Below are 11,855 nucleotides of genomic sequence, written 5' to 3'. Positions count from 1 at the left end.
TCAAGGTGGCAAGTTCTTTACAGGGGTCCTAAATGGAAAAAATTAGACTTAAACTCAAGGCGTATGACCATAGAGTTTTAGACAGATCTGTTGCAGCTATCGTAGAAGCTGTCAAACGAACTGGAGCCGAAATCGTCGGACCAATTCCTATGCCTACAAAAATCAAGCGCTATACAGTGCTTCGATCACCGCACGTAAACAAAACTTCAAGAGAGCAATTTGAGATGAGAATCCATGCACGTATGATTGACATCGTGTCTGCGACGACGGATACAGTTGATTCACTTATGAAACTTGACCTCGCTCCTGAAGTCAATGTTGAAGTTAGAGCAATGGGTAAATAAGGGGTAATGATGGAATATATTATTGAAAAAATCGGCATGAGCCGAACAATTGCAGTACCAAGCGTTCCTGTTACGTTACTCAGAGTGTTAGAAGCAAAAGTATGTTCAGTGGATGAGAACAAACGTGCTTTAGTTTCTTATGTGAGTGGCAAAAAAATGAACAAAGCAATTGCAGGTCAGCAAAAAAAGTATAATCTTTCTGCTGCATTTAATCGTTTTGTTACATTGGATGTTACAAATACTGAAGTAGGCGATTTAAGCACTGCACCTTTGAGTGAAGCACAGAGATTAAAAGTTTCTTTGAACACAAAAGGTAGAGGTTTTACAGGTGTTATTAAACGTCACAACTTTCATGGTGGTCCTGGTGGACATGGTAGCCGTTTCCATAGAGCTCCTGGTTCAATTGGTAACTGTGAATGGCCAGGTCGTGTTCAAAAAGGCAAAAAAATGCCTGGTCACTATGGTAATACCCAAGTGACAGTACAAAATGAGATCGTTTCATTTGACGCAGAAAATGGCATTTTAGCTGTTAAGGGATCAGTTCCTGGCGCAAATGGATCATTAGGTAAAGCAAGGATTGTTAAATGAGTAGCGCAATCGTATTAAATGAAAAACTAGAAAATGTTGGTGCATTAGCTCTTCCAGCAAGTTTTGAAGAGATTCACTCACACAACTTATATCTTTATGTTAAATCATACCAAGCTGCGCTCCGCTCAAACACGGCTCACTCTAAAACAAAAGGTGAAGTCAGTGGTGGTGGTAAAAAACCATGGGCTCAAAAAGGTCGTGGTGGTGCTCGTGCTGGTAGTAGAAGAAGTCCTGTATGGGTTGGCGGTGGTGCTGCATTCGGTCCTAAAGCTAACAGAAATTATGATTTGAAAGTCAATAAAAAACAAAAAAGATTAGCGTTAGAGTTTGCTTTGAATGAAAAAGCGGCAAACAATGCACTTTTTGTTGTTGATTCTTTAAATATCGAATCAGGCAAAACAAAAGATGCAGCAAGCATAATTAAAACATTGGGTACAAGAGATGCATTAATCGTTAAAGAGTTGGTTGATGAAAAAACCATGTTAGCGTTTAGAAATATCCAAAATTGCTATCTTGTTGATGCAAGCGAATTAAATGCTTACTTAGCAACTGCTTTCTATGCAGTAATCATAGAAAAATCAGTGCTTGAAACAATCACAAAAGAGGGCTAAGAATGGCTGATATTACTGATATTAAAGCAATCCTTTATACTGAAAAGAGCTTGAGCCTTCAAGAGAATGGTACGGTCGTTATTCAAACATCTGTTAGAATGACAAAAAATGGCTTGAAAGAAGTATTAAAACAATATTTTGGTTTCACGCCTATTAAGATCAATTCTCTTAGAGTTATGGGAAAAGTTAAGAAGTTTAAAGGCATTGAAGGCAAACGTAATGATTTTAAAAAGTTTTATGTTCAGTTGCCTGAAGGCGCAAAACTTGAGAATGTGGAGGCGTAATCATGGCAATAAAATCATTTAAACCTTACACCCCGAGTCGTAGATTTTTAACCAGTCTTGATTCTAAAGATATTACTGCAAAAGCAAGTGTTCCTTCTTTGTTAGTAAAAATTGCTGCAACAGCAGGTAGAAATAATAATGGTAGAATCACTTCTCGTCATAAAGAAGCGGGTGCCAAAAAACTTTACAGAATTATTGATTTTAAACGTACAAAGTTTAACATCGAAGGTACTGTAGCAGCAATCGAATATGATCCAAACAGAAACTGTAGAATTGCACTTATCAACTATGTTGATGGCGACAAGAGATATATTCTTCAACCATCAGGTCTTCAAGTAGGCGATAAAGTACAATCAGCAGAAGGCGGACTGGATATTAAACCAGGTAACGCAATGAAGCTAAAAAACATTCCTGTAGGTACTATTTTACATAACCTTGAACTTAAACCTGGTAAGGGTGGTCAGATGGCACGTAGTGCTGGTGGTTACGCTCAACTTATGGGTAAAGAGACTCAATATGTTATGGTAAGACTCCCTAGTGGTGAAATGAGACAGATATTAGCTGAATGTATGGCAACTGTTGGCGTTGTTGGAAATGAAGATTGGGCAAACGTTGTCATTGGTAAAGCGGGTCGTAACAGACATCGTGGTATTAGACCTCAAACACGTGGTTCTGCAATGAACCCAGTGGATCACCCACACGGTGGTGGTGAGGGTAAAACTAACTCAGGACGTCATCCAGTAACTCCATGGGGACAACCAACCAAAGGTAGAAAAACTCGTAAGAAAAAAGCGAGCGACAAACTGATTATTTCTAGAAGAAAAGGAAAATAGATGGCTAGATCGCTAAAAAAAGGTCCTTTTGTTGACGCTCATTTGTTGAAAAAAACGCTCGAAGCAAAAGAGACAAAATCAAACAAGCCGATTAAGACATGGTCTCGTAGAAGTACAATTCTTCCTGATATGATCGGACTTACATTTAATGTTCATAATGGTAGAAACTTTGTACCTGTCTATGTAACAGAGAATCATATCGGCTATAAAATGGGTGAATTTGCACCAACTCGTACGTTCAAGGGTCATAAAGGCTCTGTTCAGAAAAAAATTGGTAAGTAGGTATAAGATGAGTAAAGCAGTATTAAAATTTATCCGTTTATCACCTACAAAAGCAAGGTTAGTTGCACGTGAAGTTCAAGGAATGAATGCAGAATTTGCTATGGCAAGTTTAGAATTTATGCCTAACAAAGCGGCAAAAATTATCTCTAAAGTGATCGCTTCTGCAGTTGCAAATGGCGGATTTGAGCCAAATGAAGTCGTTGTTGCTTCTTGCCGCGTTGATGCAGGTCCAGTGTTGAAGCGTTTTATGCCAAGAGCAAGAGGTAGTGCTGGTGGCATTAGAAAACCAACTTCTCATATCATTGTTGAAGTAGCAAAAGCTGCAAAGAAGGAAGACTAAGATGGGTCAAAAAGTAAATCCGATTGGTTTAAGACTTGGTATTAATAGAAACTGGGATTCAAGATGGTTCCCTGGTAAGCAAACATTAGCAACCAGCATTGGTGAAGATTATAAAATCAGAACATTTTTGAAAAAAGAACTTTACTATGCAGGCGTGAGTCAAATTTTAATTGAGCGTACAGCTAAGAAATTAAGAGTCACTGTTGTTGCTGCACGTCCTGGTATCATTATTGGTAAAAAAGGTTCTGACATTGAGAAATTAAGACTCAAACTTAGTAAGCTTATCAATAAAGATGTCAATGTTAATATTAAAGAAGAGAGACGTCCTCAATCTTCTGCTCAACTATGTGCAGAAAATGTTGCCATGCAATTAGAGCGTCGTGTTGCGTTTAGAAGAGCTATGAAAAAAGTGATTCAGGGTGCACAAAAATCAGGTGCTAAAGGTATTAAAATTTCTGTTGCTGGTCGTTTGGGTGGTGCAGAGATGGCAAGAACTGAATGGTATCTTGAAGGACGTGTTCCTCTTCATACACTTCGTGCAAAAATTGATTATGGTTTTGCTGAAGCACACACTACATACGGTGTTATTGGTGTTAAAGTGTGGATTTTTAAAGGTGAAGTTCTTGTAAAGGGGCTTGCTCCTGAGAAAGAAGAAGCATCTGAAAAAGAAAATACCAGAAAGCCTAGAGCACGTAAAGAGAGAGGTAAAAACTAATGTTAATGCCTAAAAGAACAAAATATAAAAAGCAGATGAAAGGCCGCAATCGCGGTGAAGCGCAAAGTGGTGCTTCTATCTCTTTTGGTGAAATTGGTCTAAAAGCGGTTGAGGCGGGTCGTATTGATTCACGCCAAATTGAAGCTGCAAGGATTGCATACACACGTCACGTTAAGCGTCAAGCAAAAACATGGATTCGTGTATTCCCAGATAAACCATTAACAGCAAAACCTCTTGAAACCAGAATGGGTAAAGGTAAAGGCTCTGTTGATAAATGGGTTATGAATATTAAACCTGGCAGAATTATTTTTGAAATGGCTGGTGTTCCTGAAGAGTTGGCACGTGAAGCGTTAACCCTTGCAATGCACAAATTGCCTTTCAAAACCAAGATTGTAACTCGAGAGAGCGAAAATGAAGTATATTGATTTAAATAGCAAAAGCGCATCAGAGCTTGCAGAATTGTTAAAAGAGAAAAAGGTTCTTTTGTTTACATTAAGACAAAAGTTAAAAACAATGCAACTTACTAATCCTAATGAGATTAAAGAAGTTAGAAGAGATATCGCACGTATTAATACGGCAATTTCTGCTCAAAACAAGTAGGGGTAACTAATGGCTTTAAAACGAGAGATTCAAGGCGTAGTTGTTCAAAAGACAGGTGACAAAACTATCACCGTTTTGGTAGAGAGACGTGTAATGCACCCACGATATCGCAAGTTCGTTAAACGTTTCAAAAAATACCTAGTCCATGACGAGAGCAACCAAGTAAAAATTGGCGATACGGTAAGTGCGATTGAGTGTAGACCACTTTCAAAAAGAAAGTCTTTCAGACTCAGTGCTATTGTTAAAGTAGGAGTTGAATAATGATTCAAAGTTTTACAAGATTAGCGGTAGCTGATAACAGTGGTGCTAAAGAAATTATGTGTATTAAAGTTCTAGGTGGTAGTAAGCGTCGTTATGCAACAGTAGGTGATGTTATTATCGCTTCTGTCAAAAAAGCATTGCCAAGTGGTAAAGTGAAAAAAGGACAGGTTGTTAAAGCGGTTATCGTTAGAACAAAAAAAGAGATTCAAAGAGAAAACGGCTCACTCATTCGTTTTGATGAGAATGCAGCGGTTATTCTTGATAATAAAAGAGAGCCAATTGGTACAAGGATTTTCGGACCAGTCGGTCGTGAAGTTCGTTATGCTAACTTTATGAAAATCGTATCTTTGGCGCCGGAGGTACTATAATGGCAACAAAGATGAAAATTAAAAAAGGCGATACGGTTAAAGTTATCGCGGGCGACGATAAAGGTAAAGAAGCTAAAGTGCTTCAAGTTATGCCAAAAACTTCACAAGTTGTCGTTGAGGGTTGCAAGGTAGCAAAAAAAGCCATTAAGCCAAGTGAGAGTAATCCTAAAGGTGGTTTTGCCAATGTTGAAAAACCAATTCATATCTCTAATGTGGCTAAAGTAGAGGGTAAATAATGAACAGATTGCAAGAGAAATTTAATGCTGAAGTTCAACCAGCATTGGTTAAAGAGTTTAATATTTCAAACCCTATGTTGGCTCCTAAGATTGAAAAAATTGTTATTAGCGTTGGAGCTGGTGAAGAAGGTAAAGATACGAAATTATTGCAAAATATCGTTGATACCATTTCTTTAATCGCTGGTCAAAAAGCGGTTGTTGCGAATGCTAAAAAATCCGTTGCGGGCTTTAAAGTACGTGCTGGATATCCAGTCGGTGTTAAAGTATCTCTTCGTAAAGAGAATATGTACGCATTTTTGGATAAACTCATTTCGGTTGCTCTTCCAAGAGTAAAAGATTTTAGAGGTCTTCCAAGAACTGGATTTGATGGAAGAGCAAACTATAACTTTGGTCTTAATGAGCAATTGATGTTTCCAGAAGTTGAATATGATAATATTATGAAAACTCACGGAATGAATATTACAGTCGTAACAACTGCTAGCAATGATAAAGAAGCATTTAGACTTCTTGAACTCATTGGTTTGCCGTTCGCAAAAGGTAAATAATATGGCTAAAAAATCAATGATTGCAAAGGCTGCAAGAAAGCCTAAGTTTCAAGTAAGAGCGTACACACGATGTCAAATTTGTGGACGTCCACACTCTGTTTACAGAGATTTTGGTATCTGCAGAATTTGTCTTCGTAAAATGGCAAATGAGGGTCTTATTCCAGGCCTCAAAAAAGCAAGCTGGTAAGGAAATAGACTATGATTAATGATCTAGTAGCAGATTCTTTAACGAGAATCAGAAATGCATCAATGAGAAAACTTGATGTAACGAAATTAATGCATTCAAAACTGGTAGAAGCGATTTTAGTTATTTTCCAAAACAAAGGTTATATCGAAAGTTTTAACGTTGTTGAAGAAGGTCCTAAGAAATTTATCAATGTTGTTTTGAAGTATGATGCAAGAGGCCAACAAGTTATTAATGAAGTAAAAAAAATCTCAAAGCCAGGACGTAGAGTCTATAAAGGCCGAGATGAGATTAAACGCTTCAAAAATGGTTATGGTACGATTGTTGTTAGTACATCAAAAGGTGTTCTTAGTAATGATGACGCACACAAAGCAGGTCTTGGTGGCGAAGTTATTTGTAGTATCTGGTAATTAGCTGTTCTTTTATGGTATTCGATATCCATTCTAAGATGTAAGCTTATCGTAGACAAGTAAAAGGAAAGAAAATGTCTCGTATTGGTAAAAAGCCTATAAAGATTCCAGCAGGTATTGAAGTATCTGTCGATGGTGATTTGGTGGCATTTAAAAAAGGGAGTGTCCAAAAAGTTTTGGACACTAAAGGCAATGTTGACGTAAATGTTCAAGAGGGTGAATTGGTTTTCGCTCCTAAAGGTGCTGATAGACAAAGTAGTGCTTTTTGGGGAACATACCGTGCACTTGGTCAAAATATTGTTACAGGTTTAACGGAAGGTTTTAAAAAGCAACTTGAAATTAACGGTGTAGGTTATAGAGCTGCTGTTAATGGTAAAGTTCTTGAGCTTCAACTCGGTTATTCTCATCCCATTAATTATGAATTTCCACAAGATATTCAAATTAGTGTAGAGAAAAACGTCATTACGATTGTAGGCGATGATAAGCAAGTCGTTGGTCAAATTGCTGCTGAAATTAGAAGTTTTAGGGCTCCTGAGCCATATAAAGGCAAGGGTATTAAGTATGTTGATGAAACTATTATCCGTAAAGCCGGAAAAACTTCCAAGAAGTAGAGGGTAGGAAATGAGAGCAAATATTTTAAAACGTAAACTTGCATTAAGAGTTAAGCGTAAAAGAAGAATCAGAGCAGATATTTCTGGTACAGAAGTAAGACCTAGAATTTCTCTTTTTAAATCTAATCGTTATCTTTATGCGCAAGCAATTGATGATGCTACAGGCGTTACTTTGGCAAGTGTGGATGGTAAAAAATTAGGATTTAATGCAAGTAAAGCTTCTGCAGCAGAAGTTGCAAAAGCGTTTGCAGAAACACTTAAGGCTAAAAATTTAACTCAAGTTGTCTACGATAGAAATGGTTATTTGTATCATGGCGTAGTTGCTGCTTTTGCAGATGGCCTTAGAGCAAACGGCATAGTGCTATAAGAAAAAGAAGAGGAAAACGATTCAATGGAAAAATATAACAGAGAAGAGTTTGAAGAAGTCATCGTCAATATTGGCCGCGTAACAAAAGTTGTTAAAGGTGGTAGACGTTTTAGATTTACAGCACTTGTCGTTGTTGGAAATAAAAAAGGTCTTGTTGGCTTTGGTTTTGGTAAAGCTAAAGAGGTTCCTGATGCGATTAGAAAAGCAGTTGATGATGCATTTAAAAACATTGTCAAAGTGAACATTAAAGGCTCAACCATTGCACATGATGTTGAAGTTAAATTTAATGCAAGTCGTATTATTTTAAAACCTGCGAGTGATGGTACTGGTGTTATTGCTGGTGGTGCAACACGTCCTGTTGTTGAACTTGCAGGTATTAAAGATATTTTGACAAAGTCATTGGGTTCAAACAACGCTTCTAATGTAGTAAGGGCAACGATTAAAGCTCTTAGTATGATTAAAAGCTAAGTGAAGAAAGGGATTCAAAATGGCATTAGATAATCTTACCCCAGCAGAAAATTCTACTAAAGAGATCAAACGCGTAGGTCGTGGTCAAGGTAGTGGTATGGGAAAAACTGCTAGCCGTGGTAATAACGGACAAAAATCTCGTACAGGCTATAAGCGTAAAAGAGGTTTCGAAGGTGGTCAACAACCCCTTCAAAGAAGATTACCAAAAGTTGGTTTTACTTCTAAAATCGTAAAGCCTTATGTGATCAATATTGATAAAATTACAGCTGTTGCAGAATTAGCTGAAATCACTGTTGATTCAATCAGAGAGGTTCATAAAATTTCCAACAGTATTGTCAAAATCAAATTGATTGGTGCAGGTGCGAAAGAACTTGCTTCAAAAATTAAAGATGAAAATGTTGTTTTTACTGGAATGAGTAAATGAATCAAGATCTCACGAGGAAGATTTTAGTTACATTGGGTTTTATATTTGCATACAGGATTTTGGCATATGTGCCAGTTCCTGGTGTTAATATAGAAGTAATTAAAGAGTTCTTCGACTCCAATAGCTCTAATGCTCTTGGTATGTTTAATATGTTCAGCGGTAATGCTGCTGAACGATTAAGCATTATCTCCTTAGGTATTATGCCTTATATCACCGCTTCAATTATTATGGAACTTCTTGCCGCAACATTTCCTGCACTTGGTAAAATGAAAAAAGAGCGTGATGGTATGGTTAAATACATGCAGATTATTCGTTATGCAACGATTGGTATTACTATCGTACAAGCGATTGGTGTTTCTGTAGGACTAGGGGGAATGACAGGTCGATCAGGTGAAAGTGCCATCATGCTTGACATGACAACATTCTCGGCTATTGCTGCTGCAAGTATGCTAACAGGTACAATGTTGCTTATGTGGATTGGTGAGCAAATTACACAACGTGGTATTGGTAATGGTATCAGTTTAATTATTTTCGCTGGAATTGTCTCAGGAATTCCTAGTGCAATTGGTGGAACTATTAACCTCGTCAATACAGGTGAATTAAACTTCCTCGTTGTTATTGGTATTTTGGTTGTTATTTTAGCAACGGTTGGGTCTATTATTTATGTGGAAATGGGTGAACGACGGGTTCCTATTTCGTATTCACGAAAAGTTGTTCTTCAAAATCAGCATAAACGTATTATGAACTATGTTCCTATTAAAATGAACTTAAGTGGTGTTATTCCTCCTATTTTTGCAAGTGCCATTTTAATGTTCCCATCAACCATTATGCAAGCGAGTACTAATCCTATTGTTCAAGCCATTCATGATTTTTTAAATCCTAACAGCTATATCTTCAATGTATTGACATTCTTATTTGTGATTTTCTTTGCTTACTTTTATGCATCGATTGTTTTTAATGCAAAAGATATCTCTGAAAATCTCAAAAAACAAGGTGGCTTTATTCCTGGTGTGAGACCAGGTGAAAGTACTGCTCTTTATCTCAATGAAGTTGCAGGACGCTTAACACTTTGGGGTTCAATTTATTTAGGATTGATTTCAACACTTCCTTGGGTTTTGGTTAAAGTAATGGGTGTACCATTTTATTTCGGTGGAACAGCTGTTTTGATCGTTGTTCAAGTAGCACTCGATACGATGCGCAAAATAGAAGCACAAATGTACATGAATAAATATGAAACATTGAGTGCTGTAGGGCTTTAAGATGGCAATTAACATTAAAAAGCCGCAAGAGATTGCAAAGCTTTCGGTTGCGAATAATATTGTTGCCAAAACGTTAGAGTATCTTACATGTAATATTCACCCAGGTCTTAGTTTAAAAGAACTCAATGCCATGGGTGAGTCTTACATTCAAAGTTTAGGAGCTCGACCTGCATTTAAAGGTCTTTATGGCTTCCCTGCGGGTGTATGTACTTCTGTGAACGAAGTCATTATTCACGGTATCCCAACAGAGTATAAACTTCAAGAGGGTGATATCGTGGGTCTTGATATTGGTACTGAAATTAATGGTTGGTATGGTGATGCTGCAGTGACTCTGGGTGTTGGTAAGATATCTCAAAGTGATGAAGCGTTGATTGCATGTGCTAAAGATGCTCTTTATTATGCCATTGATATCATCCATCCTGAGATGCGTTTTAAAGAATTAAGTCATGCTATTGAGCAGTTTATTCTCTCAAAAGGATATGTTCCTCTTAGAGGTTTTTGTGGTCATGGTATTGGGCGAAAACCCCATGAAGAACCAGAATTACCCAACTACTTAGAAGGTCATAATCCAAAGAGTGGTCCAAAAATCAAGAATGGTATGGTTTTTTGTATTGAACCAATGATTTGCCATAAGGAGGGGACTCCTAAAATTTTGGAAGATAAATGGTCAGTTGTATCAACGGATGGGTTAAGAGGAAGCCACTATGAGCATACAGTTGCAGTCATAGATGGTAAAGCAGAAATTTTGTCGCTATCTTGAAGATTTAGGAGGTAAAATGGCAAAAGATGATGTAATTGAAATTGATGGAAAAGTAATTGAAGCTCTTCCCAATGCTACATTTAAAGTTGAAGTTCAAAACAGTCATGTGATTTTATGTCACATTGCTGGAAAGATGAGAATGCATTATATTAAGATAATGCCTGGTGATACAGTAAAAGTTGAGTTAACTCCTTATAGCTTAGATAAAGGACGAATAACTTACAGATATAAGTAAATTATTAGCTTGAATTGTATATAATTAACGCCTTTTGTAAAGCTGTGTGAAGAATAATCGAAAAAGAACCACTGTTTTTTCGATTGTTGGTTTGAAAACATCATCAAACCTGTGACAGTTTAACTCAAAATTCCAGTGGAAAAAAAGTTCAGGAGTCACAATGAAAGTACGACCTTCTGTAAAGAAGATGTGCGATAAATGTAAAGTGATTAAACGAAAAAATATCGTTAGAGTCATTTGCGTAAATCCAAAACATAAACAGAGACAAGGATAATCATGGCAAGGATTGCAGGTGTAGACCTTCCAATGAAGAAAAGAGTAGAGTATGGTTTAACATACATCTATGGTATTGGTTTAACAAGTTCTAGAGCTATCTTAACAGCAACTGGAATTTCGTTTGATAAAAGAGTTCATGAACTAAGTGAAGACGATGTTGCAGCAATTCGTAAAGAGATTCAAGCAGGTTTTCAAGTAGAAGGTGATCTTCGTAAAAAAGTAGCTATGGACATTAAAGCATTAATGGACATGGGAAGTTACCGTGGACTTAGACATAGAAAAGGCTTGCCAGTTCGAGGTCAAAAAACAAAAACGAATGCGCGTACCAGAAAAGGTAAAAAACGCACCGTTGGCGCTAAAGCTAAATAACGAAGTCTCAAAGGGAAACAGATGGCAAAAAGAAAAGTAGTACGTAAAAAAGTTGTTAAGAAAAATATTGCAAAAGGTATCATTTATATCTCTGCAACATTTAATAACACTGTCGTAACTGTAACTGATGAGATGGGAAATGTTATTGCTTGGAGTAGCGCAGGAAGCCTTGGTTTTAAAGGCAGTAAAAAATCCACTCCATATGCTGCACAACAAGCAGTAGAGGATGCGCTCACAAAAGCAAAAGAACATGGTCTCAAAGAAGTCGGTATTAAAGTTCAAGGACCTGGTAGTGGTCGTGAAACAGCGGTAAAAAGTGCTGGTACAACAGAGGGTATTAAAGTCTCTTTCTTAAAAGACATTACCCCGTTGCCACATAATGGCTGTAGACCTCCAAAAAGAAGAAGAGTGTAATTTTAAGTTTTAGCTTAGAATACCTTATAAAAAACAGAATAAATTTTTTCGTTTATGCAATAGATTAGGAG

General features: G+C 37.1%; 25 protein-coding genes and 1 pseudogene. All 26 read left to right on the top strand.

Annotated features, from left to right (window positions below; all coding sequences use genetic code 11):
- Positions 1–32: 32 nt before the first annotated feature.
- On the top strand, positions 33–344 hold the full coding sequence (gene rpsJ / locus SDEL_RS09955; RefSeq protein ID WP_012857732.1) for a 30S ribosomal protein S10: 312 nt from the start codon (positions 33–35) through the stop codon (positions 342–344).
- 9 nt (positions 345–353) lie between these two features.
- The gene (rplC, locus tag SDEL_RS09950; RefSeq protein ID WP_012857731.1) at positions 354–932 is read left to right on the top strand and encodes a 50S ribosomal protein L3; all 579 of its coding nucleotides are present in this window, start codon (positions 354–356) and stop codon (positions 930–932) included.
- The gene (gene rplD, locus SDEL_RS09945) at positions 929–1,543 is read left to right on the top strand and encodes a 50S ribosomal protein L4 (RefSeq protein WP_012857730.1); all 615 of its coding nucleotides are present in this window, start codon (positions 929–931) and stop codon (positions 1,541–1,543) included. The genes rplC and rplD overlap by 4 nt, the downstream gene beginning before the upstream one ends.
- Before the next feature lie 2 nt (positions 1,544–1,545).
- Positions 1,546–1,827 (top strand): 50S ribosomal protein L23, encoded by a 282-nt coding sequence (locus SDEL_RS09940; RefSeq protein ID WP_012857729.1) that lies wholly within the window; start codon positions 1,546–1,548, stop codon positions 1,825–1,827.
- Between the two features lie 2 nt (positions 1,828–1,829).
- The gene (gene rplB, locus SDEL_RS09935; protein ID WP_012857728.1) at positions 1,830–2,660 is read left to right on the top strand and encodes a 50S ribosomal protein L2; all 831 of its coding nucleotides are present in this window, start codon (positions 1,830–1,832) and stop codon (positions 2,658–2,660) included.
- Entirely contained in the window at positions 2,661–2,942 is a 282-nt protein-coding gene (gene rpsS, locus SDEL_RS09930; RefSeq protein ID WP_012857727.1) for a 30S ribosomal protein S19, read from the top strand.
- A 7-nt stretch (positions 2,943–2,949) separates the two neighbouring features.
- Positions 2,950–3,279, top strand: a pseudogene (gene rplV / locus SDEL_RS09925) (50S ribosomal protein L22); the annotation flags it as partial.
- A gap of 4 nt (positions 3,280–3,283) precedes the next feature.
- The gene (rpsC, locus tag SDEL_RS09920; RefSeq protein ID WP_012857725.1) at positions 3,284–3,997 is read left to right on the top strand and encodes a 30S ribosomal protein S3; all 714 of its coding nucleotides are present in this window, start codon (positions 3,284–3,286) and stop codon (positions 3,995–3,997) included.
- Complete coding sequence (gene rplP, locus SDEL_RS09915) at positions 3,997–4,422, top strand: 50S ribosomal protein L16 (protein ID WP_012857724.1); 426 nt, start codon at positions 3,997–3,999, stop codon at positions 4,420–4,422. The genes rpsC and rplP overlap by 1 nt, the downstream gene beginning before the upstream one ends.
- A complete protein-coding gene (gene rpmC / locus SDEL_RS09910) occupies positions 4,409–4,597 on the top strand; it encodes a 50S ribosomal protein L29 (RefSeq protein ID WP_012857723.1) in 189 nt (62 codons plus the stop codon). Before rplP ends, rpmC begins: the two co-directional genes overlap by 14 nt.
- A gap of 9 nt (positions 4,598–4,606) precedes the next feature.
- Complete coding sequence (rpsQ, locus tag SDEL_RS09905; RefSeq protein ID WP_012857722.1) at positions 4,607–4,858, top strand: 30S ribosomal protein S17; 252 nt, start codon at positions 4,607–4,609, stop codon at positions 4,856–4,858.
- The gene (rplN, locus tag SDEL_RS09900) at positions 4,858–5,226 is read left to right on the top strand and encodes a 50S ribosomal protein L14 (RefSeq protein ID WP_012857721.1); all 369 of its coding nucleotides are present in this window, start codon (positions 4,858–4,860) and stop codon (positions 5,224–5,226) included. Before rpsQ ends, rplN begins: the two co-directional genes overlap by 1 nt.
- The gene (gene rplX, locus SDEL_RS09895; RefSeq protein ID WP_012857720.1) at positions 5,226–5,462 is read left to right on the top strand and encodes a 50S ribosomal protein L24; all 237 of its coding nucleotides are present in this window, start codon (positions 5,226–5,228) and stop codon (positions 5,460–5,462) included. Before rplN ends, rplX begins: the two co-directional genes overlap by 1 nt.
- A complete protein-coding gene (gene rplE, locus SDEL_RS09890; protein WP_012857719.1) occupies positions 5,462–6,007 on the top strand; it encodes a 50S ribosomal protein L5 in 546 nt (181 codons plus the stop codon). Before rplX ends, rplE begins: the two co-directional genes overlap by 1 nt.
- 1 nt (position 6,008) lies before the next feature.
- Complete coding sequence (locus SDEL_RS09885; RefSeq protein WP_012857718.1) at positions 6,009–6,194, top strand: type Z 30S ribosomal protein S14; 186 nt, start codon at positions 6,009–6,011, stop codon at positions 6,192–6,194.
- A gap of 11 nt (positions 6,195–6,205) precedes the next feature.
- Positions 6,206–6,601, top strand: coding sequence for a 30S ribosomal protein S8 (gene rpsH / locus SDEL_RS09880; protein ID WP_012857717.1), 396 nt, complete (start codon positions 6,206–6,208; stop codon positions 6,599–6,601).
- Positions 6,602–6,675: 74 nt separating this feature from the next.
- Positions 6,676–7,212: a 50S ribosomal protein L6 gene (gene rplF, locus SDEL_RS09875; protein ID WP_012857716.1), complete on the top strand. Its 537-nt coding sequence runs from the start codon at positions 6,676–6,678 to the stop codon at positions 7,210–7,212.
- 10 nt (positions 7,213–7,222) lie between these two features.
- Positions 7,223–7,579, top strand: coding sequence for a 50S ribosomal protein L18 (rplR, locus tag SDEL_RS09870; protein ID WP_012857715.1), 357 nt, complete (start codon positions 7,223–7,225; stop codon positions 7,577–7,579).
- 24 nt (positions 7,580–7,603) lie between these two features.
- Positions 7,604–8,047, top strand: a complete 444-nt coding sequence (rpsE, locus tag SDEL_RS09865; protein ID WP_012857714.1) for a 30S ribosomal protein S5 — start codon at positions 7,604–7,606, stop codon at positions 8,045–8,047.
- 19 nt (positions 8,048–8,066) lie between these two features.
- Positions 8,067–8,471, top strand: a complete 405-nt coding sequence (gene rplO, locus SDEL_RS09860) for a 50S ribosomal protein L15 (RefSeq protein WP_012857713.1) — start codon at positions 8,067–8,069, stop codon at positions 8,469–8,471.
- A complete protein-coding gene (secY, locus tag SDEL_RS09855) occupies positions 8,468–9,730 on the top strand; it encodes a preprotein translocase subunit SecY (protein WP_012857712.1) in 1,263 nt (420 codons plus the stop codon). The genes rplO and secY overlap by 4 nt, the downstream gene beginning before the upstream one ends.
- Before the next feature lies 1 nt (position 9,731).
- Positions 9,732–10,490 (top strand): type I methionyl aminopeptidase, encoded by a 759-nt coding sequence (map, locus tag SDEL_RS09850; RefSeq protein ID WP_012857711.1) that lies wholly within the window; start codon positions 9,732–9,734, stop codon positions 10,488–10,490.
- Positions 10,491–10,506: 16 nt separating this feature from the next.
- Positions 10,507–10,725, top strand: coding sequence for a translation initiation factor IF-1 (gene infA / locus SDEL_RS09845; protein WP_012857710.1), 219 nt, complete (start codon positions 10,507–10,509; stop codon positions 10,723–10,725).
- Between the two features lie 160 nt (positions 10,726–10,885).
- Positions 10,886–10,999: a 50S ribosomal protein L36 gene (gene rpmJ, locus SDEL_RS09840; protein ID WP_012857709.1), complete on the top strand. Its 114-nt coding sequence runs from the start codon at positions 10,886–10,888 to the stop codon at positions 10,997–10,999.
- Between the two features lie 2 nt (positions 11,000–11,001).
- Positions 11,002–11,370 (top strand): 30S ribosomal protein S13, encoded by a 369-nt coding sequence (rpsM, locus tag SDEL_RS09835; RefSeq protein WP_012857708.1) that lies wholly within the window; start codon positions 11,002–11,004, stop codon positions 11,368–11,370.
- 21 nt (positions 11,371–11,391) lie between these two features.
- Positions 11,392–11,784 carry a 30S ribosomal protein S11 gene (rpsK, locus tag SDEL_RS09830; RefSeq protein ID WP_012857707.1) on the top strand — a complete coding sequence of 131 codons (393 nt, stop codon included), beginning with the start codon at positions 11,392–11,394 and terminating at the stop codon, positions 11,782–11,784.
- Positions 11,785–11,855: the final 71 nt, after the last annotated feature.

It is taken from the genome of Sulfurospirillum deleyianum DSM 6946 (assembly GCF_000024885.1).
Lineage (GTDB): Bacteria > Campylobacterota > Campylobacteria > Campylobacterales > Sulfurospirillaceae > Sulfurospirillum > Sulfurospirillum deleyianum.
Note: the sequence above shows the minus strand (reverse complement) of the source record. Positions and strands in the feature narration are given on the sequence as shown.